Source organism: Flavobacterium sp. P21 (assembly GCF_050632225.1).
Classification (GTDB): domain Bacteria; phylum Bacteroidota; class Bacteroidia; order Flavobacteriales; family Flavobacteriaceae; genus Flavobacterium.
Genome location: NZ_CP192585.1, coordinates 795047 through 819273, shown reverse-complemented (window position 1 = coordinate 819273; position 24227 = coordinate 795047). Strand labels below are relative to the sequence as shown.

Here is a 24227-nt window from a genome sequence, read left to right as displayed (position 1 = left end):
TTATTCAATTTCTGGTTGTTTAATTTCTGGTTGTTTAATTTCTGTTTTTGGAACTGTATGTTTTTTCAATGAAAAATAAGCAACAACTGTACTCAATAACATTAAAAAACCACCCAAAATAAAAGGCGCTCCAGCAAATTTAAATGGCGCATCACTATGAGTAAAAAAGTAAAAAGTATTGGCCATCATTGGCGGACCAATAATCGAGGAGGCACTCATTAAACTGGTCAAAGTTCCTTGAATTTCTCCTTGCTCGCTTGGTAATACTTTGCTGGCAACAACAGACTGAAGTGCAGGCCCAGCAATTCCGCCAAGGCAATACGGAATCAAAAACACAAACATCATCCAGCTTTCTGTTGCAAAAGCAAACAATAACATTCCGACTGTATATAGGGCCAAACCAACATAAATACTTTTTTCATTTCCTAATTTCGGATTAATAAAACGAATTAATCCTCCCTGAACAACACCAACTAACAATCCGATTATTCCCAATGAAATTCCAATCATTCTCTCATTCCAATTAAATTGATAAATGGTAAAGAAACTCCAATTGCTCTGAACTGCGTGAGAACCTACATACAAAAGAAATATTGCTGAAATCAACCCAATTAATTCGGGATGTTTTTTCAAACCCAAAATTGCACCAACGGGATTGGCACGTTTCCAATCAAAAGGTCTTCGATTTTCTTTTTTAAGAGATTCTGGCAAAATGAAAAATCCGTAAAGGAAATTTACCATACACAAAATCAGCCGTGACGATAAAATGGAACTCTAGATCCGTATTGACCTAGCAAACCACCAATAACAGGACCTATGATAAATCCTAATCCGAAAGCGACCCCAATCAACCCAAAGTTTTTCGCTCTGTTTTCGGCTGTACTTACATCGGCAATATAGGCAGAAGCTGTTGTAATACTAGCACCAGTGACTCCTGCAATAATTCTTCCGATAAAAAGCCAAATAATTGTTGGTGAAAAAGCAAGCAGTAAATAATCTAATGAAAATCCAAAAAGAGAAATCAAGATAATTGGTCTTCTTCCGAATTTATCACTTAAATTTCCAATTACTGGCGCAAATACAAACTGAGTTATGGCATACGCGAAAGTCAGCCAGCCACCAATTTTTGCCGCCTCACTGATGTCTCCGTGAATCAGTTCTTCGATTAATTTTGGAATTACAGGAATAATGATTCCCCATCCGGTAATGTCAATCAACATGGTTATGAAAATGAAACCAATCGCCGCAGATTTATCTTTTTGTAGCATAATAATTTAATAAGGTCATGCAAATAAACAAAAAAGCTGATGTTTTTTAATATCAGCTTTTCAATTCTCAATAAAAAAATCCAAATTCCAACTTAAAATTGTCTATAATTCTTTCACGCAGATTTTAAACAGATTTAAGCAGATAAGCGCAGATTTATTCTAATTTGATCTGTTGAAATTTTATCCTCTAGCTCAACATAGCCCGTGGTTTCAACCACGGGAGACGTATTATATGCATTGTGTACCCGCGGTTGAAACCACGGGCTATATTTAATAATGTAAACGAAATCATTTTTAATCTGCTTAAATCTGTTTAAAATCTGCGTGAAATATCTTTATTCTCAATTCAAAAAAAATCCCAAATTCCATTCGGGCGGAATTTGGGATTTTCAAATCAAAATTAAAAACTATTAATGCGTATGTTTCGGATTAAAACCGTCTTCGCTTAATTCTGTTGGCGTGTAATCAGCCACCATTTCAGCTTCGTAATCGATTTTTTCTCCTTTAGAGAATTTCTGAATTAATTTCTCCATAATGTTATAAATTACAGGAACCACAATCAAGGTTAGGAATAAAGAAGAAATCAGACCTCCAATAATTACCCAAGCCAATCCGTTTTTCCACTCAGCTCCAGCTCCTTTTGCCAATGCAATTGGGAACATACCAAATACCATCGCAATTGTTGTCATCAAGATCGGACGCAAACGAGCATGGTTTGCTTGAATCAACGCTGTTCTGATTGATTCTCCAGCGGCTCTTCGTTGGTTCGTATAATCGACAAGCATGATCGCATTCTTACACACCAGACCAATCAACATGATGATACCCAAAATGGTAAAGATGTTCAAAGAGTTGTTTGTCAATGCTAGTGCCAGCATCGCTCCAATGAACGAAAGCGGAATAGCGAACAATACTACGAATGGGTGCGCGAAACTGTCATACAAACTCACCATTACAAGGTAAACCAAAATAATAGCGGCTAATAATGCGATTCCTAAAGTACCAAATCCTTCAGATTGGTTCTCTTGGTCACCACCCCAGATGTAGTTAACTCCAGCTGGTTTTTTCAATTTATCTAATTTAACTTGCCATTGTTGAACAATTGTTCCAGATGGCACCCCAACGTTTTGTCCTTTTACGGTTACCGACGCCGATTTGTCTCTACGCTCTAACTGGCTAGGTCCAGAACCTTCAGTAATATCAGCAAATTGAGACAATTTAATTTGTTGCCCTGCATTGTTGATGAAAATCAAATTGCTTACGTCAGTAATACTTTTTCTGTCGAATGAATTGTATCTAATATTGATATCGTACTCATATTCTCCAGCTCTGTATTTACCATCTGTGTTTCCACTAAAAGCTGTTTGCATGGTTAAACCAACTGTTTGAAGTGTCAAACCTAAAGCGACCATTTTATCACGATCTACTTTTACGTTGATTTCAGGGTTTCCGTCTTCAACTGTTAATTTGATCTCTGTTGTTCCAGGAATAGTTCTTAATTCAGCTTCAGCTTGTTTAGCAAATGCCATTGCCGCTTCTGTAGAAGGACCTGTTACGATCAATCCTAAAGTAGCATCTTCAGCAGTACCTAAGATACCAACCGGAACCGTTTTTACTTTTGCTCCAACTAATACTTTTTCAAGCTTACGTTTGATTTTTGCCGCATAAACATTCGCATCATCAGTACGGTCTTTTTGCTCGATCATTTTTACGTCAATCTCTGCTTTGTATGCTGTTGCCTGAGAAGCTCCAAAACCTTCAGAAGTTTGTCCTACCGTTGTAATTTGGCTGTGAACATATTCCTGTGCTTTTAAGAATGCTTCTGCTTTTTGTGTCATGAAGTTCGTTTGTTCCAATGAAGCATCTTTTGGCATTTCAATCTGAACTAAGAACTCTCCACTATCAGAAGAAGCAAAGAACTCTCCTCCAATGAAACCTCCGCCCATTAATCCAATGGTTGAAGCAAAGAACAATACAATTACGACTATAAAAGTTTTAATATAATGATCCAAACACCAAGTCAATAAATGAGAAACCCAGTCAGTGAAACGTGTTAAATAGTTTTCGAAACCAAGAATGATTCTTCCGAATAAATTTTTTCCTTCGATATGCTCTAATTTCCCGAAACGAGAAGACAACCAAGGGATAATTGTAAACGAAGCCAACAATGACAACATCGTTGAGATAATTACCGTAACACAGAACTGCGTAATAATGTTAGAAACCAATCCAGAACTCATCGCGATCGGCAAGAATACTACAACAATTACTAATGTAATCGAAGTTACCGTTCCACCAATTTCAGCTGTTCCATCATACGAAGCACGGATTCGGCTTTTACCCATTTCCATGTGCCTGTAGATATTCTCCAATACCACAATCGCGTCATCCACAAGGATACCAACAACAAGAGATAAACCAAGTAAACTCATTAAGTTCAACGTATATCCCATTAAATAAATTCCGATGAAAGTTGCAATCAACGACGCAGGAATCGAGACCATTACAATCAATGAGTTTCTGATACTGTGCAAGAAAAACAACATTACAAATGCTACCAGAATTACCGCAATCAATAAATCGTGAACAACAGAATCTGTCGCTTCAAGAGTAAAGATCGTACTATCTTTTGCAACTTCTAATTTAAGCTGATTAACTTTATAATCTTTTTCAAGCGTTGCAATTGTTTTTAATAATTGCTCACTAACCGCTACCGCATTTGCATCAGATTGTTTGATGATTTGCAGTACAATTGCGCTTTTTTGATCTACACGTGATATTTTTTCAGCAATTTTCTGTGTATCCTGAACATCAGCAATATCACTTAAACGAATCTGGATTCCGTTTTGAGAAGAAACTACAAGGTTTCTTAATTCTTCAACACTTTTATATTTACCCGCTAAACGAATTAATATTTTTTGGTTACGAGTCTGGATGTTTCCTGTTGGGAAATCCAAGTTTGAAGTCAAAATGTTTTGTTGTACTTGCGGAACAGAAAGTCCGTAACCTTGCATTTTTACAGCATCAAGATTCACTTGAATTTCACGCTCAGAACCACCAATAATATTTACCTGTGCCACACCTTGTACACGAGATAAAATAGGAGCAACTTTTTTATCGATCAAGTCATAAAAGGCGACTTCGTCCATTTTTCCATTGGCACCAAGCGTCATAATTGGTAAATCACTCAGCGAGAATTTGGTTAATGCCGGCGTTTTAACGTCATCTGGCAAATCACTAATAATCGCATTGATTTTACGCTGTGCATCATTCAAAGAAAAATCGACTTTTGCATTTGATGTCAGTGTAATCGAAACGATAGATAAACTTTCATACGACTTTGAGTCAATCTTTTTTACGTTCTCTAAAGACGCAATCGCATCTTCTATCTTTTTGGTTACCGTATTTTCTACCTCACTTGGAGAAGCTCCAGGATAAACAGTAGAAATCGTAATAACGTTTTGTTCAAATTTTGGGATCAGCTCGTAGCCCAATTGGCTGTAGCTGAACAATCCACCAAGAGTCAGAATTGTAAACAATACAATTACCAACGACGGACGTTTTATGGATATTTCGGCTAATTTCATATTTGTTACTTTATGCTGTAGGTCGCAAGCAATAGGCTTTAGGCTTTTTTAAAATAGCTTAAAGCTTATAGCTTACGGCTTAAAGCCAATAATTATTTAATAATTTCTACTGTATTTCCGTCTTGTAAGTTGATTTGACCTGTAGTAATTACCTTTTCTCCGTCAGATAATCCGCTGATGATTTCTACTTGATCTCCTAAAATTCTTCCTGCAACAACTTTTTTCAATTTTGCAACACCGTTTTCAGCTACAAAAATTTCGTTACTGCTCACACTTCCAACAAATGCATTTCTTGGTACAACTGTTAAGCTTTGTTTTTGCTGTTTAGATGCAAAATTTGCTGTTCCGTACATACCAGCTTTTAAGTCGTTGTTTGAATTATTTGTAATTTCAATTTCAACTGGGAAATTTAAACTTGCGTCAGCTTTTGCGACGATAAAAGTAATTTTCCCTGGGAAAGTTTTATCAGGATAAACACTTGCTGTAACATTGATATTATCATGTAATTTCAAGCTTGCCACTTGGTTTTCGTTTACAGTAACAGTCAATTTTAATTTTGAAGTATTTACAATATCAAATAATGCAGTTGCTGGCATTCCAGTCAAGATAGATCCTGGCTCAATATATTTTTTATTGATGAATCCGTTGATTGGCGCTTTTACTTTTGTATCACCAACATTGATATTTGCTTGAGTTAAATTAGACTGAGCATTTGTCAAAGCCAATTTTGCCTGATCTAATTGTTGTTTTGTAACACCGCCAGTTTTAAAAGCATTCTCATATCTCGCATAATCAGATTTTGCATTATTATAGACTGCCTGAGCTTGTTGAGCATTTACATTAATGATATCGCCTCTCATTGTCAACAACGTCTGACCTACTCTTACGTAATCCCCTTCTTTAGCTAAAACACTAATTACTTTTCCAGATTTTTCAGCAGAGAAAGTCAATTCCTGAGTTGGGGCGAAATTTCCGTTAGCAACGAAATCTAATGAAACTACTTCTGTTTTTACTGGAGTAACTTTAACTGAAACCGCGACATTTTTCTCAGCTACGACATCTGTTTTTTCCTTATTCTTTTTCTTATTGTTATTTAAAACATACCCAATCACACCCAAAGTCATGATTATGATTACGATTGTTGTAATAGTCTTCTTCATTGTAATTAGTTATTTAATAAGAGTTTTTAGTTCGCCTTTTGATTTGATTAATGCCACTTCGGCAATTTTGTAATTTAAAACAGCTCTTGTATAATTATTTTGAGCCTCTTGATGTGCATTTTCAGCATCTAACAAATCTGTTAATGATGCTAAACCTTGCAGATAATTGTTTTTTGTATTGCTCAAAATTTCACGAGCCAAACGCATATTTTCTTGTTGGTTTTGGATGGTTACCATATTGTTATCGATTTGCGCCATTGCATTTCTGTAATCCAGATCAAGAGACAGTTTGGTATCTTTAATATCTTCCTGAAGTTCTCTGATTTGTACATCAGCTTGTCTCACTTTAGCACGAGTTCCAAATCCTGTAAAAATCGGTACGTGTAAATTCAATCCAATTGCGGCATAATCTGACCAATAAACACCATCAGAAGGCTTTGCAAACCAAGGAAATTGTGGCCCTTGACCAATATAGTTATAACCAGCAGTTAAAGAAAGTGTTGGATAATATCCAGCTTCAACCGCTTTTTTATTGAATACTAATAGTTCTTCTTGTTTTTTCAAAAGCAGATATTCTGTTCTGTTTTCAACATTTGGAACCTCAGTTAATGATGCAGGAACAGCTTCAAATTCTTCTTTTGGGATAATGATTTGAGTTTCTATCGGCATTCCCATATAAAACTTCAAAGCATTTTCTTGTAATTCAATTTGATTTTTAACTTGTTGACGATCTGTATCAATGTTTGACAATTTTACGATAATACGGTCTAAATCTATTTTCTTAGCTAAACCATTATCAAATTGCCCTTTTACAACATCATGAACTTTCGTAGTATTAAAATAAGTACTATCTAGCAATTTTAATCTCTCACGTTGTACATATACAGAGTAATAGTTGTTTGCTACTCTTTCAATAACCTGTTCTTCTGTTAATTGATCGTTGATTTGATAAAATTCGCGAGTCGATTTTGCGACTCTTAACCCTGTAAAAACCGATTGATCAAATATAGCTTGAGTTAATGAAAGCCCTGCGTTTGAAGTCCATTTTTGACCAAATGCCGCCTGAATCGTAGTTCCTGGCTGACCAAAACCAGCTCCATCAATAACCGTTGTCTGAATTATCGGATTATGAGTTAAGTTTCCATTTGCAGAAATCTGAGGTAACGCTCTAGAACGAATTTCCTGAATTTGGTATTCGCTGTTTTCAACCTGTAATTTTGCCTTTTTGGCATCGGCTTTATTTTGAAGCGCATAAACAAGCGCGTCTTTTAAGGTTAACGTGACTTGTGCATTGGCAGACAGGCCAAGACTACACAACAGTATTACAATTATTTTTTTCATAAATATATATATTGGCGATTAAGCGGTAAGTTTCTTAAGTTGTTTTTCTAATTCTTCTATTCCTTTTTGAGTGGCCATCGCTCTGGTATGATATTCCAGTGCTTCTAATTCTATTCTTTGCGCTTCACTCTCAGAAACAGTATTTTCATTGATATGGAAAACCAGAGTGTAGTAAAATTTAACGTAAACCTCTACATTTAAATCACTTCTATAAAGACCTTCGCGAATTCCTTTTTCAATATTATCTCTAAAACATTGTGTACACTGATCGATTTCAAAAGACAAAATATTTTGATAAATCTCTGGATAATGTTTTTTTAATTGATAAATAGGCGAAGTATCAATATTGTTTTTAAACATATCACGAAACATTTCTCTAATCTCAAAATTCTCCTGAATCGCATTATAATTCTTTGCTATAATGGTATCCATGATTTCGTGAACCTGCCTGTGAACCATCGAAGTACTTTCTTCGATTAAAACTTCCTTGTTGCAGAAATATTTGTAAATCGTTTTTTTTGAAATACACATTTCACCTGCAATATCATCCATGGTGACGCTTTTAAAACCAAGTTTCAAAAACAACTCACTAGCTTTTGATATAATTTTCTCTTTCATTTTGATTTTCATTGTATTGCAAATATACTTAGGAAACTAAAATCAGGAAAATAGTTTCCGTTATATTTGTAATAATTTTACATTAATTTATTCATTATGTAAGAATTATATGCTAAATTCCAAATTTGCAATTAATTTTATATCTTTTCCAAGCGCCTCGCCATTCTGATGATTAAAAGAATCATAATCAAGCCCAAAATCTTGGCGTTTAATATTTCCTTTGATCTCAAAAGCTACTTTTTTCTCTCCATTATAGTTATTCATGCCGATGAATTCAGCATCCAATTCAACTACTCTAGTCACATCTTTTATGGTTAGATCGCCTTTAAAGAAGTTGATGTTATTGTTTACTCTTTGAAATGAAGTCGATTTAAAACTGATAATCGGATGCTCATCTTCGTCAAAAAAATCCTGAAGTTGCAAATGCGAATCTATCTGCTGGAAACTTTCATTTTTATTGTTTATATCCAATGAAAACTCAACCGATGCGTCTTCAATTTCATTATCTTCAATATCCACATAACCTCCAAATTTATTGGTAATGCCTCCTAAGTAGGCAATTTTAGAATGTCTCATTTTTATTAAAACATCCGATTGTGTCGAATCTAAAGTCCAAGTTGTTTTCATAAATATTTGATTTTGAAAAACTTATAAATTATCTAAATTTCATACGGAAACTTTCAGAGTATTCAAAGTTTCCATTTTGAGCCGCAAATATACACGGGAAACTCTGAATACCAAAAAAGTTTCCAAGTTTTTTGAAAAATAATTTTAAGAATCCAAAAATCACTGCGATTGCATCAAACAATAAAATCATAGTCGCATTTAATATAGATTATTCATAATTGAATTGTATCTTTGAGCCTCGAAAATCAGAATTTCATTTTATGCACGATATTAGTCAGTACCAAGATTTTTTTATTAGTTACTTAAAAAAACAAAGCATACAAAAAGAACCTAAAAACCTTTATGAGCCTATTGAATATATTTTAGGACTTGGCGGAAAACGCATGCGCCCTGTGCTTACTTTAATGGCTTCAGAAGTTTTTGATACTGATTATACAACCGCTTTACCGGCGACAATGGCAGTAGAAGTTTTTCATAATTTCTCCCTTGTACATGATGACATTATGGATGATGCGCCTTTGCGAAGAGGAGAAGAAACGGTGCATGAAAAATGGAATATCAATACCGGAATTTTATCTGGCGATGCCATGCTGATCCTTGCTTATCAATATTTTGAGCAATATGAACCCGCAGTTTTTAGAGATTTAGCCAAATTATTCAGCAAAACTGCACTTGAAGTTTGCGAAGGCCAACAGTGGGATGTTGATTTTGAAGAAAGAAACGACGTTACTATTCCGGAATATCTAAAAATGATCGAATACAAAACAGCCGTTTTAGTTGTCGTCGCAATGAAAATGGGTGCAATTGTTGCCAAGACTTCAGAAAAAGAAGCTGATTTGATTTATGATTTCGGATTGAATTTAGGATTAGCTTTCCAACTCCAAGATGATTACCTAGACGCTTTTGGAGATCCAGCAACTTTTGGAAAACAAGTTGGTGGCGATATCATCGAAAACAAAAAAACATATTTATACTTAAAAGCCTTAGAATTTTCAACTCCAGAAAAAGCAACCGAGTTACAAAAATTATTCACTTTGCAATTGGATGAAAATTTAGAAAAAATCGAAACTGCAAAAACCATTTTTAACGAATCTGGCGCCTCAAAAGCAACGCAAGACGCAATAGAAATGTACACTTTTAAAGCTTTTGAAACTTTAGAAAAAATGGATATTAATGATGAAAAGAAAAATATCCTAAGGACATTTGGAGAAAACTTAATGGGCCGAAAAGTTTAACAGACAAGACTTTATGAACAACCTAATCAATGTTCTTTTTTTTAATGACAAAAATTACAACGCCAAAATACAGTTGTTTTTTGCCATCAGCTTTCCGTTTTTCACGCTTTTGGCTTTAGGAATTGACAGTGTTTATTTTAAAGAGCATTTTTTTGAAGGACGCGACATTACAAATGTTTTATCTGTGCTTTATTTTTCATTTTTCTTTTGGTTTTCAGATTCTTATTTAAGGAAACTAATGTTTGTAATGGTCTTTTTATCTTATTTAGGTGAATTTATCTTTTGCACGTCGCTCGAAATGTACAATTACAGAACTGAATTGATTCCAATTTATGTTCCTTTTGGCCATGCCATTGTTTTTGCTTCGGGTTATGTTTTTGCACATACGCAATTAGCAGTTAAGTATGATAATTTCTTCAGAAAATGCTTTGCCGCAGACTTTTACTATATTGTTTTTAGCTGTCGGATTCTTTCTGAAAGATATTTTTTCGCTTATTTTTGGGATATTTTTCTTTTTGCTTTTAAAAAGAAAAAAATGGCAAAACTTGTATTATTTCATAGCCCTTTGTGTTATATTTATTGAATTGGCTGGAACCTACTTTAAATGCTGGAAATGGGTACCCAAAACCTTCGGACTAATTCCGACATCCAACCCGCCAATGGGAGCTGTTTTTTTCTATGCAGGAGGCGATATATTGCTGACTAAAATTGTTGATTATTGGAAATCAAAAACAACAGGCAAACCTATTGAAATTGTTATTGAATCTTAAAATTGTCATTTCTAATTTTTAAATTATGTATGTTTCGCCATTAAATACAGAATTGCTCTTTGAAGAAGCTCAAAAGGAATCTTTGTACCTGAAATTAGTTGAGCAACTCAACAAAGATTTCAATTTGGCAAATGAAGGAATTGATTTTCCGCTGAGTATCTTACCTGAAGAATTGAAGATTCAACTTCATGAAAAGATCTACCGAATGATTCAGTACAAATTTGCTGAATATTTAAATCTGCTTTACATTATTGATGTTCCTGAAAATGAAATCAAGCAACTTGATGGCTCAGATTTAGTGATTCTAGCTGAACAAGTTTCTTTTTTAATTTTAAAAAGAGAATGGCAAAAGGTTTGGTTTCGGAATTATTATAAATAAAGATGCTAAGATTCTAAGTTTTTTCTCATTGGGACGAATAATATTATGTAATTTTTTTAACTCAGTCCAAAGTCCAAATCCTTCAGTGTCAATCTTATTTCCTATAAATTGAACACGGCCGCATTTGAAACAAATCTTTACTATTCCTACCGTTTCTTTACGCTTTTTAAAAAGAAAAATATCGCGATATTCTGCTGCACATCGTCGCGAAAGTATCTTGCAATGAATCTTTTTCACTAAACACATTTTCAATCTCTTTCTGCTGTTTAAGTGATAAATTTGATTTTTTATAGTTATAATTCAAAAGAATTTTTTCGAAATTTTCTTTAGGAATAGCATCTGGAAAATGATGAACGAATAAATCTATAAAAGCTAGCTCTTTTTTAGTATTCTTCTCTTTCATCATAATTTTTGTAAAATCTTCATCCGAAAAATTCAAATAATAATGGTCAATCTCATCGGAATCGAAAAAAGGTCGCAATTCTTTTTTTGCAACCTTTTCATTTTCAATATTTCCTTTTTTAGAATTATTGCGGCTCAACGCTAAAATTACTGCAATTACAATTATATATTTCTTCAAATTCCTGTATTTAAAACCTCAGAATCTTAGCATCTCAGAACCTTAGCACCTTTAAAAATAAACTCTCACAAAAGGCATAAATCCAGATCCATAAAGGCTTTTATTCGGATTATACAAAACATCGTAACGTCCGCCAATAGTGACATTTCCAGTTCTATAACCCGCTCCAAGATAAAGAGCAGTATTCCAATAAGAATCGGAATAACTAGGCTGATTATAATATTGTTCATAATCCGTATCTACCCTAACTTGCTCTAATTCGGCAGATAATTGAACTTGCGGAATCGGGTTTACGAGTACAATCCCGCTTCCTCCCCAAACAAAAGATTCGTAATAATTTTTTTGATACAAATAACCAAACTGCAATCCAACTCCCACAGAAACAATTGGATTTATATTATAAATGGCGCTTGGCATAACTGAAATATTAGTATATCCAGACCCAAAACCCAATCCGAGTCCGCCGCCAAATTGCACTTTTTCCCAAAAGTGATTGCTATTGTCTATAACATAATTTTGTCTGCGCTTTAACATTGGTTGAAAATAAAACTGCCAAAATCACAAAAAAAGAATTGAAAACGATTGAAATTTGATTTTTATTCATAGTTAACGTTTATTTTAACAAATTTTTACGTAAAAGTACGTAAAAAAAGATTTAAATAAATGTGATTGTTGTACTTTTGCCTTTCTATATAACAAAAAAGTATATTCACTCATATTATGGATAGGTTTTCATTTTTAAACGCAGCGCATACCGAGTTTTTTGCACAATTATACGATCAATATTTAGTTAACCCAGACAGCGTTGAGCCTAGCTGGAGAAGTTTTTTCAAGGTTTTGACTTTGGAATGACGACTTATAATGACGAAAATCCTGTGCAAACAATTGTTGAGTACGTGACAAGCGACAACACAGATTACAGTCAGGTTTCAGAAAAACTAAAGAAAGAATTCAACGTTTTAAAATTAATTGACGGATACCGTACGCGCGGGCATTTATTCACGAAGACAAATCCTGTTCGTGACCGCAGACAATCTTCGCCAACTTTAGACATCGAGAACTTCGGTCTATCGGCGACTGATCTTTCAACAGTTTTTGATCTTGCTCAGACAATCGGAATGGTACCTTCTTCTTTACAAGATATCGTAAACCGTTTAAAAGCTATTTACTGCCAGCATATTGGTATTGAATACATGTATATCAGAAATCCTGGCGTTGTAAAATGGATTCAAGACAAGTTAGCTGTAAATGTTAATCAGCCTACTTTCTCTACTGAAGAAAAGAAAACAATCTTAAATAAACTAAACGAAGCAGTTTCTTTTGAGAATTTCCTTCATACTAAATATGTTGGGCAAAAACGTTTCTCATTAGAAGGTGGAGAATCTATCATTCCTGCTTTAGATGCTTTGATCGAGCAAGTCAGCTGAAAAAGGTGTTGAACAATTCGTAATGGGAATGGCTCACCGTGGTCGTTTGAACGTTTTGGCAAACATCTTCGGAAAATCTACTCAGGATATTTTTGGTGAGTTTGACGGAAAAGATTACGATCAGGAATATTTTGACGGTGACGTAAAATACCACTTAGGTCTTACTGCCGACAGAAAAACTAGATCTGGAAAAAGCATCAACATCAATTTAGCGCCAAACCCTTCTCACTTAGAAACCGTTGGAGCTGTAATTGAAGGTATCACAAGAGCAAAACAAGATAAATATTATGCTGATGATTTCTCTAAAGTATTGCCAATCGCAGTACACGGAGATGCCGCAATCGCAGGTCAAGGTATTTTATATGAAATTATTCAGATGGCGCGACTTGATGGATACAAAACTGGAGGAACAATCCATATTGTAATCAACAACCAAGTTGGATTTACGACTAACTATTTAGACGCTCGTTCATCTACATATTGTACAGACGTTGCTAAAGTTACTCTTTCGCCAGTATTACACGTAAATGCTGACGATGCTGAAGCTGTTGTTCACGCTGTATCTTTTGCATTAGACTACAGAATGCAATTTGGACGCGACGTATTTATCGATTTATTAGGATACAGAAAATACGGTCATAACGAAGGTGACGAGCCTCGTTTCACGCGACCAGTTTTATATAAAATCATCGCTAAACATAAAAACCCAAGAGACATCTACGCTGAGAAATTACTTTCTGACGGTGTAATCGATGCTTCTTATGTTAATGGTTTAGAAAAACAATACAAATCTAAATTAGAAGAAAACTTAGAAGCTTCTCGTAAAAAAGATTTGACGATAATCACTCCATTCATGAAAAACGAATGGGAAGGATTTGTTCAGGTAACTGATACACAAATGCTTCAAAAAGTTGATACTACTTTCTCTAAAGAAGGATTAGATTCTATCATCAATACAATCTCAACTTTACCAGAAGACAAAAAGTTCATCAATAAGATAACTAAAATTGTTACAGACAGAAAAGTTGGATACGACAACAATACTCTTGACTGGGGAACTGCAGAAGCATTAGCTTACGGATCTCTTTTAACAGAAGGATTTGACGTTCGTATTTCTGGACAGGACGTAGAAAGAGGAACTTTCTCTCACCGTCATGCGGTAGTTAAAGTGGAAGATTCTGAAGAAGAAGTAATTCTATTAAACGGAATTGAAAACAAAAAAGGAAAATTCGGAGTATTCAACTCTTTATTATCTGAATACGGAGTTTTAGGTTTTGATTATGGATATGCACTAGCAAACCCAAAAGCTTTGACAATCTGGGAAGCACAATTTGGAGATTTCTCTAATGGTGCTCAAATCATGATTGACCAATATATTTCTTGTGGAGAAGATAAATGGAACAACCAAAATGGTATTGTAATGTTATTGCCACACGGATATGAAGGACAAGGTGCTGAACACTCTTCTGCAAGAATGGAACGTTATTTACAACTTTGTGCAAGACATAATATGTATGTTGCAGATTGTACAACGCCAGCAAACTTCTTCCACTTGTTGAGAAGACAAATGAAAACGAATTTCCGTAAACCATTGGTAGTTTTCTCTCCAAAAAGTTTATTACGTGACCCAAGATGCGTATCAACAGTTGAGGAATTAGCAACAGGAAGTTTCCAAGAAACTATTGACGACAATACGGTAGATAAAAAGAAAGTAAAAACTTTGGTTTTCTGTACAGGTAAATTCTACTATGATATTGTGGCTGAAAGAGAAAACAACGGAAGAAATGATGTCGCAGTTGTTCGTATCGAGCAATTATTCCCTTTCCCAGCAGAGCAAATCAAAGAAATCATTGCAAAATATCCAAATGCAGATGATTATGTTTGGGCGCAAGAAGAACCAAAAAACATGGGAGCTTACAGCTTTATGTTAATGAACTTTGATTTCATCAAATGGAGATTGGCTTCATTAAAAGCTTATTCTGCTCCAGCATCAGGAAGTTACACACGTGCAAAACGTCGTCACGCCGATGCAATTAGAATGGTATTCGATAAAAACTTATTTAGATAATTAAAAAAATTATTTCAAGTTTCATGTTCCATGTTTCAAGTTTAACAAACTGAAACTTGAAACATGAAACCATAAAAACCTTAAACAAAAACAAGATGATTTTAGAAATGAAAGTCCCATCACCAGGGGAATCAATAAAAGAAGTTGAAATTGCAACTTGGTTAGTAAAAGACGGAGATTATGTAGAAAAAGATCAAGCGATTGCTGAAGTTGATTCAGATAAAGCTACTCTTGAATTACCTGCTGAAATGAGCGGTGTAATTACACTAAAAGCTGAAGAAGGAGATACTGTAGCAGTAGGCGCTGTAGTTTGTTTAATTGATACAGATGCCGCAAAACCAGCAGGAAGCGCTCCAGCCGCACCAGCAAGCAGAAGCTCCAAAAGCAGAAGCACCGAAAGCAGAGGCTCCAAAGGCTGAAGCTCCAAAAGCGGCTCCAGCTCCAGCGGCAACAAGCTATGCGGCGGGAACTCCATCTCCAGCGAGCAAGAAAAATACTAGATGAAAAAAATATTGCTCCAGCAACTGTTTCAGGAACTGGTAAAGGCGGAAGAATCACTAAAGATGATGCTGTAAACGCGGTACCTTCTATGGGAACTCCAACTGGAGGAAGCCGTGGAACTGAACGTGTAAAATTATCTATGTTGCGTCGTAAAGTAGCAGAAAGATTAGTTTCGGCTAAAAACGAAACAGCTATGCTTACTACTTTCAACGAAGTAAACATGACGCCAATCAACAATATCCGTAATGAATACAAAGATGCTTTCAAAGCTAAACATGGTGGTTTAGGTTTAGGTTTCATGTCATTCTTTACAAAAGCAGTTACAAGAGCATTACAATTATACCCAGATGTTAACTCAATGATGGATGGTGATTACAAAATCAACTACGATTTCTGTGATATCTCTATCGCTGTTTCTGGACCAAAAGGATTAATGGTTCCTGTTGTTCGTAACGCTGAAAACTTAACTTTCCGTGGAATTGAAGCTGAAATCAAAAGATTAGCTTTAAGAGCTCGTGACGGTCAAATTACAGTTGACGATATGACTGGAGGAACTTTCACAATCACTAACGGTGGAGTTTTTGGAAGTATGTTGTCTACTCCAATTATCAACCCTCCACAATCAGGAATTTTAGGAATGCACAACATCATCGAGCGTCCAATCGCTGTAAACGGAAAAGTTGAAATTCACCCAATGATGTATGTTGCTCTTTCTTACGATCACAGAATCATCGACGGACGTGAGTCAGTTGGTTTCTTGGTTGCTGTAAAAGAAGCATTAGAAAATCCATTAGAATTATTGATGAATGGCGACGCTAAACGTGCTTTAGAGTTGTAATTTTAAATAATTTTCAATCATAATAAAAAGCCTGTTCATCAATTTGAACAGGCTTTTTTTGCTTAAGATTAGCTTAATTTTAGCTTAAGATGTTAATTTTTTGAAGAAATGTAAATTTTACCCTTTAAAAAAATTTAATTTAGAATAAATAAAAATAGCTTGTATAGTTGGCTGTCAACAATTAAATTTGCACTATTAAAATTAATTCTAAATAAAAATGAAATTAAAATTTACAATTTCTGTTTTAGCTTTTTGTCTTTTCTTATTGACAGGCGCAACATTATCTGCTCAAGAAAAAGCAACTGTTAAAGGCAAAATATCTTTAAATAATAATGAATCTCCTGAAGGCATTTCGATCGCTTTAAAAGGCACAAGATTTGGAACAATTGCAGATGATCAAGGTAATTACAAAATCAAAAATGTTAAGCCAGGAAGTTACACTTTAAAAGTTTCGGCAGTTGGTTATAATACAACAGAAAAAAAGATCACTGTTGTCGAAGGACAAGAATTAACTGAAAATGTAAACCTAACTTCAAATTCAGAAGAATTAACAGAAATAGTTGTAAATGGTCGCAAAAATAGTTTTGTACGCAAAGACAACCAACAAGTTTCAAGATTGCCACTTAAAAATCTTGAAAACCCTCAAGTTTATACAACAATTACCGGAAGCGTTTTAAAAGAACAAGTAGTTACTACATTTGATGATGCCTTAAAAAATGCTCCTGGTGTTACGCAACTTTGGGCTTCAACAGGACGTGGAGGTGACGGTGCAAGTTACTACTCTTTAAGAGGATTCCCTGTTCAAGCTACAATTGTAAATGGTGTTCCAGGCTTGACAAACGGAAGTTTGGATCCTGCAAATATTGACAGAGTTGAAATTATTAAAGGGCCTTCTGGAACTTTATTTGGAAGTAGCTTAATTTCATATGGTGGATTAATTAACACAACAACAAAAAGACCTTACAAAGGATTTGGCGGCGACGTAAATTACACCGTTGGAAGCTATGGATTGAATCGTGCAACTGTAGATCTTAACACCTCTCTTAACGATAAAAAAACACTTAACTTTAGAATTAATTCGGCTTACAACAAGCAAAATACTTTTCAAGATGCTGGCTTTAGAGAGTCATTTTTTATTGCTCCATCATTATCTTACGAAGTAAATGATAAATTATCGTTCTTAGTAAATACAGAATTCATGACTAATGAAACAACAAACCCAACTATGTTGTTTTTAGACAGAGGAAATCCTTTAAGAGTTCACAATATCGCTGAATTAAAATACGACAACAAACGTTCTTACACAAGCGACGAATTGACAATCAAAACGCCTTCTTACAACATTCAGGCGCAAATGAATTATAAGCTTTCTAGCCAATGGACTTCACAAACTATATTCTCTACAAGCAACGCTAAGTCAACTGGAAATTACGCTTATTTATATGAAGGAACTGCTTATACACCAATGAAACCCGGAGACGGAATTGTTTTGGCAAGATACTTCAACTACCAAGACAACAAAAACGTAACTTTTGATGTGCAACAAAACTTCATTGGTGATTTTAAAATCGGAAGTTTAAGAAACAGACTTGTAGTTGGTTTAGATTACTATAACAGAGTTGGTCTTGATCGTGGTACAAGCTATTTTGGAAATGGTTATGTATATGTCGGAGATAATTTAGCGACATTTAATGCCATTTTCGGACCTTCAAATGGTGATACAGGAGACTTGACTAAAGCAGGATCCGACGCAATTGTTGGAGATGCTCCAAGAAACAACAACAAAACGAAACAAGAAGTTTATAGCGCTTATTTCTCAGATGTAATCAACTTCACTCCTGCTTTTTCTGCAATGGTAAGTTTACGTGCGGATCGTTTTATGAATTCTGGAGATGTTTCTACAGATGCTGATGATTATAATCAAACTTCTTTCTCTCCAAAATTCGGATTGGTTTATCAGCCTATCATTGACAAAGTATCTATTTTCGCAAACTACATGAATGGATTTTCAAATGTAGCGCCTAGCGAAAACGTAAATGGAACTGTGAGAACTCCAGTAACATTTGATCCTGAACATGCTAACCAAATCGAATTTGGTACAAAATTGAATATTTTCAAAGATAAACTATACGCTACTTTAAGTTACTACGACATTAAAGTTACTAATATGGCTTACAGCGTAAGACCAAACGCAACTGATGTAACAAACTACCAAGACGGCGGACAACACAATAAAGGTTTTGAAGCCGAATTTATCGCTAATCCAATTACAGGCTTAAACATTATTCTTGGCTATAGCTACAATGATGCTACTTTAACAGAAGGAGATGCCGACTTTGTAGGATTCAGACCAGAAAGTGCTGGAGCTTACAACTTGGCAAACTTATGGGCTAGCTACAAATTCACTAGTGGAACTTTAAGAGGTTTTGGTTTAGGATTTGGTGGAAATTATGTTGGAGACAACAAGATCATGAACAGATCTGTTTCAGGAACATTTACAATTCCAGAATATACAGAGCTTAACTCTTCTTTATTTTACAGTACAGAAAAATTTGCTATTACACTTAAGTTAAACAACATCGCAAACAAAGAAATCTATGACGGATGGTCAACAATTCATCCAAAAGATCCTAGAACATTTGTCGCAAGTTTTACGTACAAATTATAAAAAACAAACAACAAACACCTTTCTATTGAAACCAGAAAGGTGTTTTTAAATTCTAGAAATTATGATAACAATTGCCAGTCTTGTCGTTTTTTTAGCTTTTTATACGCTTTATTACACCTCAAAAAGAGCCACTTTATCGTATGATTTAGGGTTTGAAAAATGGATGCAACGAAATCCAAGACAAACTAAAATCACTGGATTATTTCTATTGGTCATAACGATATTTTATGTGGCTTTTTACAAAGTCTTTAGGCTGTGGAACATTAATGTTTTTTATTCAGTTGATGACTGTTGGAAGTCTAATTATTATTCTGACTCCATTAAAAAAAGTAAATAGTAAAGCACTTCTAGCATTGCTTGTTTTTGTTGCCATTTTAGAATTCTATTACAACTAAACTTTCTTAATTCTTATGCCAGCCAATCCAAAATATTTAACCCCGGCTTTTTTGCCTCGTTTTCTCAAAATTACTGCGGCAATTTTAGGCGGATATTTCGTCTCTGTAAGTTTCCATTTGGCTTTAGCTTCTTGGTTCAATCGCGCTGATGTTTTGATAACAATGGCTTTCAGCGGATTCATTCTTTGGGTGGCATTGATGGTGATTGCTTTTTTGGCTAAAAGTGGCTGGAAAATCTGGCTCATTTATATTCTTCTAAGTCTTCTATTTTGTCTTTTTATCTACTTGGGTCATACCTATAATCAAACGGCGCACTAATCTATGAACAACCGTCATTATAATATCTATTTTCATACACATACTGTCAGCGGAATTGTAATTAGCGTAGCGTTATTTGTAATTTTCTTTGCTGGATCTTTTTCTTTTTTAGAGACGAAATCGTCAATTGGGAAAGAAGTGAATCTACAGCACAAACAAAAGAAATTCAACTAGATTACAATGATGCCTTGCAACATTTGGACAAAAAATATGTTTTGCACGCAAGAAATATTACGATTTCTAAGCCATACCTAGAAAACCGAGTTGCTGTTTCGCTCGGAGGAACAAAAGATTCGCTGGTTCCAAAAAAGCAACGTCTTGGCGATTATTTTTATCTGAACAACAAAAACTACAAATCCTATACTTACGAAGAAGCTTATTCTGTGGGAGAATTATTGTATCGTCTGCATTTTTTCGCACAAATTCCTTATCCTGTCGGTTATTACCTTTCGGGCTTTACAGCTTTGTTTTTCTTATTCGCAATTGTAACGGGAGTTTTATTGCACTGGAAAAAAATTGTATCCAATTTTTACATGTTCCGTCCAAAAGAAAAATTAAAAACACTTTGGACAGATGCCCACACAGCTTTAGGAATGATCGGCTTGCCTTTTCAATTTGTTTATGCCGTAACCGGAGCTTTTTTCATGATTAAGCTCTTGATTGTGGCACCAGCTGTAAAAGTTTTATATAATGGCGATCAGGACAAATTGTATAAAGAATTAGAATATACAGATGCTGATTACGATTTTGGAAAAAAGAATTTAGCTAATCCTTTTAACATAAATGAGTTGGTTGCAAAAGCAAAAAGCAATTGGGCCGATTTTGAAGTTACACGCGTGTATATCCAAAATTATGGCGATATCAATATGCACGTTTTGGTTGAAGGCGAATTAATGAACAACAAAAAATTTACTGGAATTGGAAAGGTTCTTTACCGCGTTTCTGACGGAAAAGTGGTTGCAAAAAAAGATCCTGTATTGCAAACAAGTTATCTTGATGTTGTAAAAAATGTTTTGTACCGAATTCATTTTGGCGATTATGGCGGATATGCTCTAAAAATCGTAAGTTTTGTACTTGGAATCATTACTTGTTTTGTAATTATTTCTGGCGTTATGATTTGGCTTGTTGCCAGACAAAAAAATAATCTGCCTGAAAAGAAAAGACGTTTCAACAGCCGCAGTTGTTCGTATTTATTTGGCAATTTGTTTGAGCATGTATCCTATTACGGCTTTGGCTTTTATTGGAAGCAAAATTTTCTATCCTTTAAGTCAATCTGATTTGTTTAAAATTTATTTTGGCGGATGGTTAGTCTTGACAATTTTCTTCATCATCAAAAAGAATGACGCTTTTACCAATAAATTCTGCCTGATTTCAGGAAGTATTTTAGGATTTTTAATTCCAATCACCAACGGACTTGTTTCTGGAAATTGGTTTTGGACTTCTTTCATGGAAAACAAAATTCAGATTTTCTTTATAGATGTTTTCTGGATTTTCCTAGCATCAATATCGCTCTATACTGCTTATCATTTAAAACCAAAACAAGCAGTTTCTTAAAAAAGAACCAAATGGAGTTTCTCTCGCAGATTCCACAGATTTAGCAGATAATATTTAAAAAAATCCGCCAAATCTGCGGAATCTGCGTGAGAAAAACTTTACCGCAAACAAAATAATTAGAATTATTTGTCCCATATAGATTTTGAGCATAATTTTACGCTTTTAATCAAAAAATGGGATTCAAAACGAAAATACGTTTTCTGCATAAATGGCTCGGATTAATTTCCGGGCTTATTGTTTTTATAGTCTGTATTACGGGCTGTATTTTCTGTTTTCATGACGAAATAAAAGATGTTACTCGAAAAGAATGGCGTCTCGTGAAACCTCAAAATAAACCATTTTTACTGCCGTCGGTTTTAAAAGAAAAAGCAAAAGAAATTGTTCCGAAGAACAAAATCAGCATGGTCGCTTATTATGGAAAAAACAGATCGGCTATTGCTTATACGTATTCTGACACTGAGAATTTATACCTGTATTTCAATCCGTATTCGGGTCAATATTTAAAAACAGAAAATCCAAAAACCGATTTTTTCATCATCGTTGAATACATTCATTTGTATTTGCTTCTACCCGATTATATCGGAAAACACATTATTGGCGGTGCAACGATAATCTTTATTTTGTTGCTGATTTCTGGAATTATTCAATGGTGGCCAAAACGCAAAAGCGATATTAAAAGAAGTTTTACCATTAAATGGAATGCCAAATGGCGCCGCGTAAATTATGACTGGCACAATACTACTGGATTTTACATTGCGCTGATTGCGCTGATTCTAGCAATTACAGGTTTAACTTTCACCTACGAATGGGTTGGCGATGGAATTTACAAAACCTTCAATTTTGGCGGAGATAAAGTCGCGGAAACAAAAACCCCAAAAATCGATACCACAAAATTCAAAACAAATTCTGTTAATGCAATTGACAAAGCTTTTGTACAAACCATAAAATTACAGCCAAAAGCCGAAATGTTTTTTGTTATGGTTCCGCAACAAAAAGATGCAATTGTGAGTACAGGCGCTTATCCGCATACATTACGATACGATCAGCAGAGTAATTATTACTTTCATCCTGCTGATGGAAAATTGATTCAAAGTCAGCCTTTTGGCAAAAAAACACTTGGATTGCAAGTTGTCGAAATGAATTATGGAATTCATACCGGACAAGTTTTGGATCTTCCGGGTAAAATAATTGCTTTTATGATCAGTCTACTGGCTTCGGCACTTCCAGTTACTGGTTTTATAATCTGGTTTGGACGCAGTAAAAAATCGAAACATAAAAACATAAAAAAAACGTCTCGTTAAAAAACGAGACGGTTTTTTATAATTCGTCGAAATCATTAATTTCTGTTTGCTAAAGCATTTTTCTGTAGATTTTTTACTGAACTAACTTTGTTGTCTACATAAGCTACCTCTTTTAAAGTGTCTTCAGTAAAGAAAATCCATTTTCCAGTTTTCACTCCGTCTGCGTATTCTCCAACGGCTTTTTTATTTCCTTTTTCGTCATAAGATACCCAAACACCATCAAGCTTGCCATCCTTAAAAAAGCCTTCCTGCTCGCACATTCCCATTTTCATAGTAATAAGTAGCTTTTACCTTGTTTCCAACGGCTTCTAATTCAGGTTTTGTCTCCTGCGCAACTAACATTCCAGAGAACAATAACGCGACTAAAATTACACTCTTTTTCATATCTGTAGGTATTAATGTTAAGAAATCTTTATCAAATATAGTTAATTGTTTACATTAAAAAAACTTTTGCTTAACAATTTGGTAACATTGAATAAAAACTTAACATTGGAAAATCTTTCAAAACAAAAAAACCAGCGCCGAAGCACTGGTTTTGCTGGTATTTTATGAAAATGAGAATGTTACGATAACGTTCTCGATTTCGTAAATAAATTAGTTCAATAATGCATTTAATTGCTCAACAAGTTTTGGATCAGATGGTCTTGGAGCATCAGAATTTACAATATTGCCCTGAGGATCAATTAATATGAATCTCGGAATTCCGGTAACTCCATAGTTCACAACAAACTCAGAAGTCCAATCTTTATCAGCAAATAATTGAACACCACCCAAATTTTTGTCTACTACAAACTTCTTCCATTTTTCATTGTCTTTTGCTTTATCAATAGAAATGCTCACAAACTCAATATTTTTTCCATGATATTTCTCTTCCACTTTTTGCAAGTACGGAATTTCAGCTCTACATGGCGCACACCAAGTAGCCCAAAGGTCTATATAAACATATTTTCCTTTTAAGTCAGCCAGTTTTGTTTTTCCTCCTTTAAAATTTTCGTAATCGAATTCAGGTGAAGGTTTCCCAATCAGACTCTTTGCTTTCGCTACTCTTTCATATTCCTCAGACGCATATTGATTAAAACTTTCGAAACTACTTTTTAATGCCGTTTTAAATTCAGGGTCAAAATCTCCTTTTTCCAAATTTTCATTATCTGTTTTTTTCTTTTTTCTAAAAGAGCAGTAAATTCAGTCGCCTCTTTAGTAAAGGCTTCGTTCTGAAATTTCTCATCTTTCAACGCCTGTTGTGCCAGAAAATTACTTTCATTGACACCTTTCCCTTTATAAACAATAGTTTCATCAAATTCTTTGGCATCCATTGTTAAGTTAATTTCAGAATTTGGTTTTAAATACAAGTTTGACGATTCCGTTCCATCAGAAAAAACATAAAACCCTTTTGGTGCATCAAAAACTGCAACAAAAACCCCTTTTTTATCAATAGGGATCACTTGCTTAAAACCATTTCTTGCCTTAATCACAAGGGTGTCACTATTTCGGTTAGCAATTTTAGCCGTAAATTTTACTTGATTTTTCGCTTGACCAATGACATTCAGGGCGCTAAAAATCAACATTCCTGCAACAAAAAGTTTTTTCATAGA

26 protein-coding genes and 1 pseudogene are annotated in these 24227 nt (G+C 34.6%); 15 read left to right on the top strand and 12 right to left on the bottom strand.

Annotated features, from left to right (window positions below):
• The 6 genes and pseudogenes from ACQ9BO_RS03995 to ACQ9BO_RS03970 form a co-directional block, all read right to left on the bottom strand.
• Positions 1-1268 (bottom strand): annotated as a pseudogene (locus ACQ9BO_RS03995) (TCR/Tet family MFS transporter).
• 410 nt (positions 1269-1678) lie between these two features.
• Positions 1679-4855 (bottom strand): efflux RND transporter permease subunit, encoded by a 3177-nt coding sequence (locus tag ACQ9BO_RS03990; protein ID WP_431243723.1) that lies wholly within the window; start codon positions 4853-4855, stop codon positions 1679-1681.
• Between the two features lie 92 nt (positions 4856-4947).
• The gene (locus ACQ9BO_RS03985) at positions 4948-6015 is read right to left on the bottom strand and encodes an efflux RND transporter periplasmic adaptor subunit (protein WP_431243722.1); all 1068 of its coding nucleotides are present in this window, start codon (positions 6013-6015) and stop codon (positions 4948-4950) included.
• 9 nt (positions 6016-6024) lie between these two features.
• Entirely contained in the window at positions 6025-7356 is a 1332-nt protein-coding gene (locus ACQ9BO_RS03980) for a TolC family protein (protein WP_431243721.1), read from the bottom strand.
• A gap of 18 nt (positions 7357-7374) precedes the next feature.
• A complete protein-coding gene (locus tag ACQ9BO_RS03975; RefSeq protein WP_431243720.1) occupies positions 7375-7974 on the bottom strand; it encodes a TetR/AcrR family transcriptional regulator in 600 nt (199 codons plus the stop codon).
• Between the two features lie 105 nt (positions 7975-8079).
• Complete coding sequence (locus ACQ9BO_RS03970) at positions 8080-8601, bottom strand: YceI family protein (RefSeq protein WP_431243719.1); 522 nt, start codon at positions 8599-8601, stop codon at positions 8080-8082.
• A 260-nt stretch (positions 8602-8861) separates the two neighbouring features.
• On the opposite strand from ACQ9BO_RS03970, the gene ACQ9BO_RS03965 reads away from it, so the two are divergent.
• The 4 genes from ACQ9BO_RS03965 to ACQ9BO_RS03950 are packed head-to-tail and all read left to right on the top strand — an operon-like array spanning position 8862 to position 10985.
• A complete protein-coding gene (locus tag ACQ9BO_RS03965) occupies positions 8862-9836 on the top strand; it encodes a polyprenyl synthetase family protein (RefSeq protein WP_431243718.1) in 975 nt (324 codons plus the stop codon).
• A gap of 13 nt (positions 9837-9849) precedes the next feature.
• A complete protein-coding gene (locus ACQ9BO_RS03960) occupies positions 9850-10419 on the top strand; it encodes a hypothetical protein (RefSeq protein WP_431243717.1) in 570 nt (189 codons plus the stop codon).
• Position 10420: 1 nt separating this feature from the next.
• Positions 10421-10606, top strand: coding sequence for a hypothetical protein (locus ACQ9BO_RS03955; RefSeq protein ID WP_431243716.1), 186 nt, complete (start codon positions 10421-10423; stop codon positions 10604-10606).
• Between the two features lie 25 nt (positions 10607-10631).
• Positions 10632-10985 carry a hypothetical protein gene (locus ACQ9BO_RS03950; RefSeq protein WP_431243715.1) on the top strand — a complete coding sequence of 118 codons (354 nt, stop codon included), beginning with the start codon at positions 10632-10634 and terminating at the stop codon, positions 10983-10985.
• A gap of 166 nt (positions 10986-11151) precedes the next feature.
• On the opposite strand, the gene ACQ9BO_RS03945 is transcribed toward ACQ9BO_RS03950, so the two are convergent.
• Together ACQ9BO_RS03945 and ACQ9BO_RS03940 are read right to left on the bottom strand one after the other, a co-directional pair.
• Positions 11152-11565, bottom strand: a complete 414-nt coding sequence (locus ACQ9BO_RS03945) for a hypothetical protein (protein ID WP_431243714.1) — start codon at positions 11563-11565, stop codon at positions 11152-11154.
• 51 nt (positions 11566-11616) lie between these two features.
• Positions 11617-12099, bottom strand: a complete 483-nt coding sequence (locus ACQ9BO_RS03940) for a hypothetical protein (RefSeq protein ID WP_431243713.1) — start codon at positions 12097-12099, stop codon at positions 11617-11619.
• A gap of 186 nt (positions 12100-12285) precedes the next feature.
• Here ACQ9BO_RS03940 and ACQ9BO_RS03935 point away from each other — a divergent pair, with 186 nt between their 5' ends.
• From ACQ9BO_RS03935 to ACQ9BO_RS03885, 11 genes are all read left to right on the top strand, one after another.
• Positions 12286-12417 (top strand): 2-oxoglutarate dehydrogenase E1 subunit family protein, encoded by a 132-nt coding sequence (locus ACQ9BO_RS03935; protein WP_431243712.1) that lies wholly within the window; start codon positions 12286-12288, stop codon positions 12415-12417.
• Positions 12414-12992: a hypothetical protein gene (locus ACQ9BO_RS03930; RefSeq protein ID WP_431243711.1), complete on the top strand. Its 579-nt coding sequence runs from the start codon at positions 12414-12416 to the stop codon at positions 12990-12992. Before ACQ9BO_RS03935 ends, ACQ9BO_RS03930 begins: the two co-directional genes overlap by 4 nt.
• Before the next feature lie 22 nt (positions 12993-13014).
• Entirely contained in the window at positions 13015-15060 is a 2046-nt protein-coding gene (locus ACQ9BO_RS03925; protein ID WP_431243710.1) for a 2-oxoglutarate dehydrogenase E1 component, read from the top strand.
• 56 nt (positions 15061-15116) lie between these two features.
• Complete coding sequence (locus ACQ9BO_RS03920) at positions 15117-15479, top strand: biotin/lipoyl-containing protein (protein ID WP_431243709.1); 363 nt, start codon at positions 15117-15119, stop codon at positions 15477-15479.
• Complete coding sequence (gene sucB, locus ACQ9BO_RS03915) at positions 15476-16399, top strand: dihydrolipoyllysine-residue succinyltransferase (protein WP_431245061.1); 924 nt, start codon at positions 15476-15478, stop codon at positions 16397-16399. The genes ACQ9BO_RS03920 and sucB overlap by 4 nt, the downstream gene beginning before the upstream one ends.
• 217 nt (positions 16400-16616) lie before the next feature.
• Positions 16617-19067: a TonB-dependent siderophore receptor gene (locus ACQ9BO_RS03910; RefSeq protein WP_431243708.1), complete on the top strand. Its 2451-nt coding sequence runs from the start codon at positions 16617-16619 to the stop codon at positions 19065-19067.
• A 61-nt stretch (positions 19068-19128) separates the two neighbouring features.
• Complete coding sequence (locus ACQ9BO_RS03905) at positions 19129-19404, top strand: hypothetical protein (protein WP_431243707.1); 276 nt, start codon at positions 19129-19131, stop codon at positions 19402-19404.
• A 73-nt stretch (positions 19405-19477) separates the two neighbouring features.
• Positions 19478-19780, top strand: a complete 303-nt coding sequence (locus ACQ9BO_RS03900; protein ID WP_431243706.1) for a hypothetical protein — start codon at positions 19478-19480, stop codon at positions 19778-19780.
• Positions 19781-19854: 74 nt separating this feature from the next.
• Entirely contained in the window at positions 19855-21057 is a 1203-nt protein-coding gene (locus tag ACQ9BO_RS03895; protein WP_431245060.1) for a PepSY-associated TM helix domain-containing protein, read from the top strand.
• Positions 20993-21334, top strand: a complete 342-nt coding sequence (locus tag ACQ9BO_RS03890) for a hypothetical protein (protein WP_431243705.1) — start codon at positions 20993-20995, stop codon at positions 21332-21334. Before ACQ9BO_RS03895 ends, ACQ9BO_RS03890 begins: the two co-directional genes overlap by 65 nt.
• Before the next feature lie 173 nt (positions 21335-21507).
• Positions 21508-22635: a PepSY-associated TM helix domain-containing protein gene (locus ACQ9BO_RS03885; RefSeq protein ID WP_431243704.1), complete on the top strand. Its 1128-nt coding sequence runs from the start codon at positions 21508-21510 to the stop codon at positions 22633-22635.
• A gap of 35 nt (positions 22636-22670) precedes the next feature.
• Here the strand turns inward: ACQ9BO_RS03885 and ACQ9BO_RS03880 are convergent, their stop codons facing one another.
• The 4 genes from ACQ9BO_RS03880 to ACQ9BO_RS03865 form a co-directional block, all read right to left on the bottom strand.
• Entirely contained in the window at positions 22671-22907 is a 237-nt protein-coding gene (locus ACQ9BO_RS03880; RefSeq protein ID WP_431243703.1) for a toxin-antitoxin system YwqK family antitoxin, read from the bottom strand.
• Positions 22870-23019, bottom strand: coding sequence for a hypothetical protein (locus tag ACQ9BO_RS03875; protein ID WP_431243702.1), 150 nt, complete (start codon positions 23017-23019; stop codon positions 22870-22872). Before ACQ9BO_RS03875 ends, ACQ9BO_RS03880 begins: the two co-directional genes overlap by 38 nt.
• A 210-nt stretch (positions 23020-23229) precedes the next feature.
• Positions 23230-23772 carry a TlpA family protein disulfide reductase gene (locus ACQ9BO_RS03870; RefSeq protein ID WP_431243701.1) on the bottom strand — a complete coding sequence of 181 codons (543 nt, stop codon included), beginning with the start codon at positions 23770-23772 and terminating at the stop codon, positions 23230-23232.
• Positions 23730-24224, bottom strand: coding sequence for a hypothetical protein (locus ACQ9BO_RS03865; RefSeq protein WP_431243700.1), 495 nt, complete (start codon positions 24222-24224; stop codon positions 23730-23732). The genes ACQ9BO_RS03870 and ACQ9BO_RS03865 overlap by 43 nt, the downstream gene beginning before the upstream one ends.
• Positions 24225-24227: the final 3 nt, after the last annotated feature.

Excerpts from the sequence above, each read along its gene's own strand:
- ACQ9BO_RS03900 (WP_431243706.1), top strand. The coding sequence starts at position 19,478 with ATGCCAGCCAATCCAAAATATTTAACCCCGGCTTTTTTGCCTCGTTTT.
- ACQ9BO_RS03930 (WP_431243711.1), top strand. The coding sequence starts at position 12,414 with ATGACGACTTATAATGACGAAAATCCTGTGCAAACAATTGTTGAGTAC.
- ACQ9BO_RS03975 (WP_431243720.1), bottom strand. The coding sequence starts at position 7,974 with ATGAAAGAGAAAATTATATCAAAAGCTAGTGAGTTGTTTTTGAAACTT.
- ACQ9BO_RS03960 (WP_431243717.1), top strand. The coding sequence starts at position 9,850 with ATGAACAACCTAATCAATGTTCTTTTTTTTAATGACAAAAATTACAAC.
- ACQ9BO_RS03940 (WP_431243713.1), bottom strand. The coding sequence starts at position 12,099 with ATGTTAAAGCGCAGACAAAATTATGTTATAGACAATAGCAATCACTTT.
- ACQ9BO_RS03880 (WP_431243703.1), bottom strand. The coding sequence starts at position 22,907 with ATGAAAATGGGAATGTGCGAGCAGGAAGGCTTTTTTAAGGATGGCAAG.
- ACQ9BO_RS03980 (WP_431243721.1), bottom strand. The coding sequence starts at position 7,356 with ATGAAAAAAATAATTGTAATACTGTTGTGTAGTCTTGGCCTGTCTGCC.
- ACQ9BO_RS03990 (WP_431243723.1), bottom strand. The coding sequence starts at position 4,855 with ATGAAATTAGCCGAAATATCCATAAAACGTCCGTCGTTGGTAATTGTA.
- ACQ9BO_RS03925 (WP_431243710.1), top strand. The coding sequence starts at position 13,015 with ATGGGAATGGCTCACCGTGGTCGTTTGAACGTTTTGGCAAACATCTTC.
- ACQ9BO_RS03875 (WP_431243702.1), bottom strand. The coding sequence starts at position 23,019 with ATGAAAAAGAGTGTAATTTTAGTCGCGTTATTGTTCTCTGGAATGTTA.
- ACQ9BO_RS03865 (WP_431243700.1), bottom strand. The coding sequence starts at position 24,224 with ATGAAAAAACTTTTTGTTGCAGGAATGTTGATTTTTAGCGCCCTGAAT.
- ACQ9BO_RS03910 (WP_431243708.1), top strand. The coding sequence starts at position 16,617 with ATGAAATTAAAATTTACAATTTCTGTTTTAGCTTTTTGTCTTTTCTTA.
- ACQ9BO_RS03965 (WP_431243718.1), top strand. The coding sequence starts at position 8,862 with ATGCACGATATTAGTCAGTACCAAGATTTTTTTATTAGTTACTTAAAA.
- ACQ9BO_RS03950 (WP_431243715.1), top strand. The coding sequence starts at position 10,632 with ATGTATGTTTCGCCATTAAATACAGAATTGCTCTTTGAAGAAGCTCAA.
- ACQ9BO_RS03890 (WP_431243705.1), top strand. The coding sequence starts at position 20,993 with ATGTATCCTATTACGGCTTTGGCTTTTATTGGAAGCAAAATTTTCTAT.
- ACQ9BO_RS03905 (WP_431243707.1), top strand. The coding sequence starts at position 19,129 with ATGATAACAATTGCCAGTCTTGTCGTTTTTTTAGCTTTTTATACGCTT.
- ACQ9BO_RS03935 (WP_431243712.1), top strand. The coding sequence starts at position 12,286 with ATGGATAGGTTTTCATTTTTAAACGCAGCGCATACCGAGTTTTTTGCA.
- ACQ9BO_RS03970 (WP_431243719.1), bottom strand. The coding sequence starts at position 8,601 with ATGAAAACAACTTGGACTTTAGATTCGACACAATCGGATGTTTTAATA.
- ACQ9BO_RS03985 (WP_431243722.1), bottom strand. The coding sequence starts at position 6,015 with ATGAAGAAGACTATTACAACAATCGTAATCATAATCATGACTTTGGGT.
- ACQ9BO_RS03885 (WP_431243704.1), top strand. The coding sequence starts at position 21,508 with ATGGGATTCAAAACGAAAATACGTTTTCTGCATAAATGGCTCGGATTA.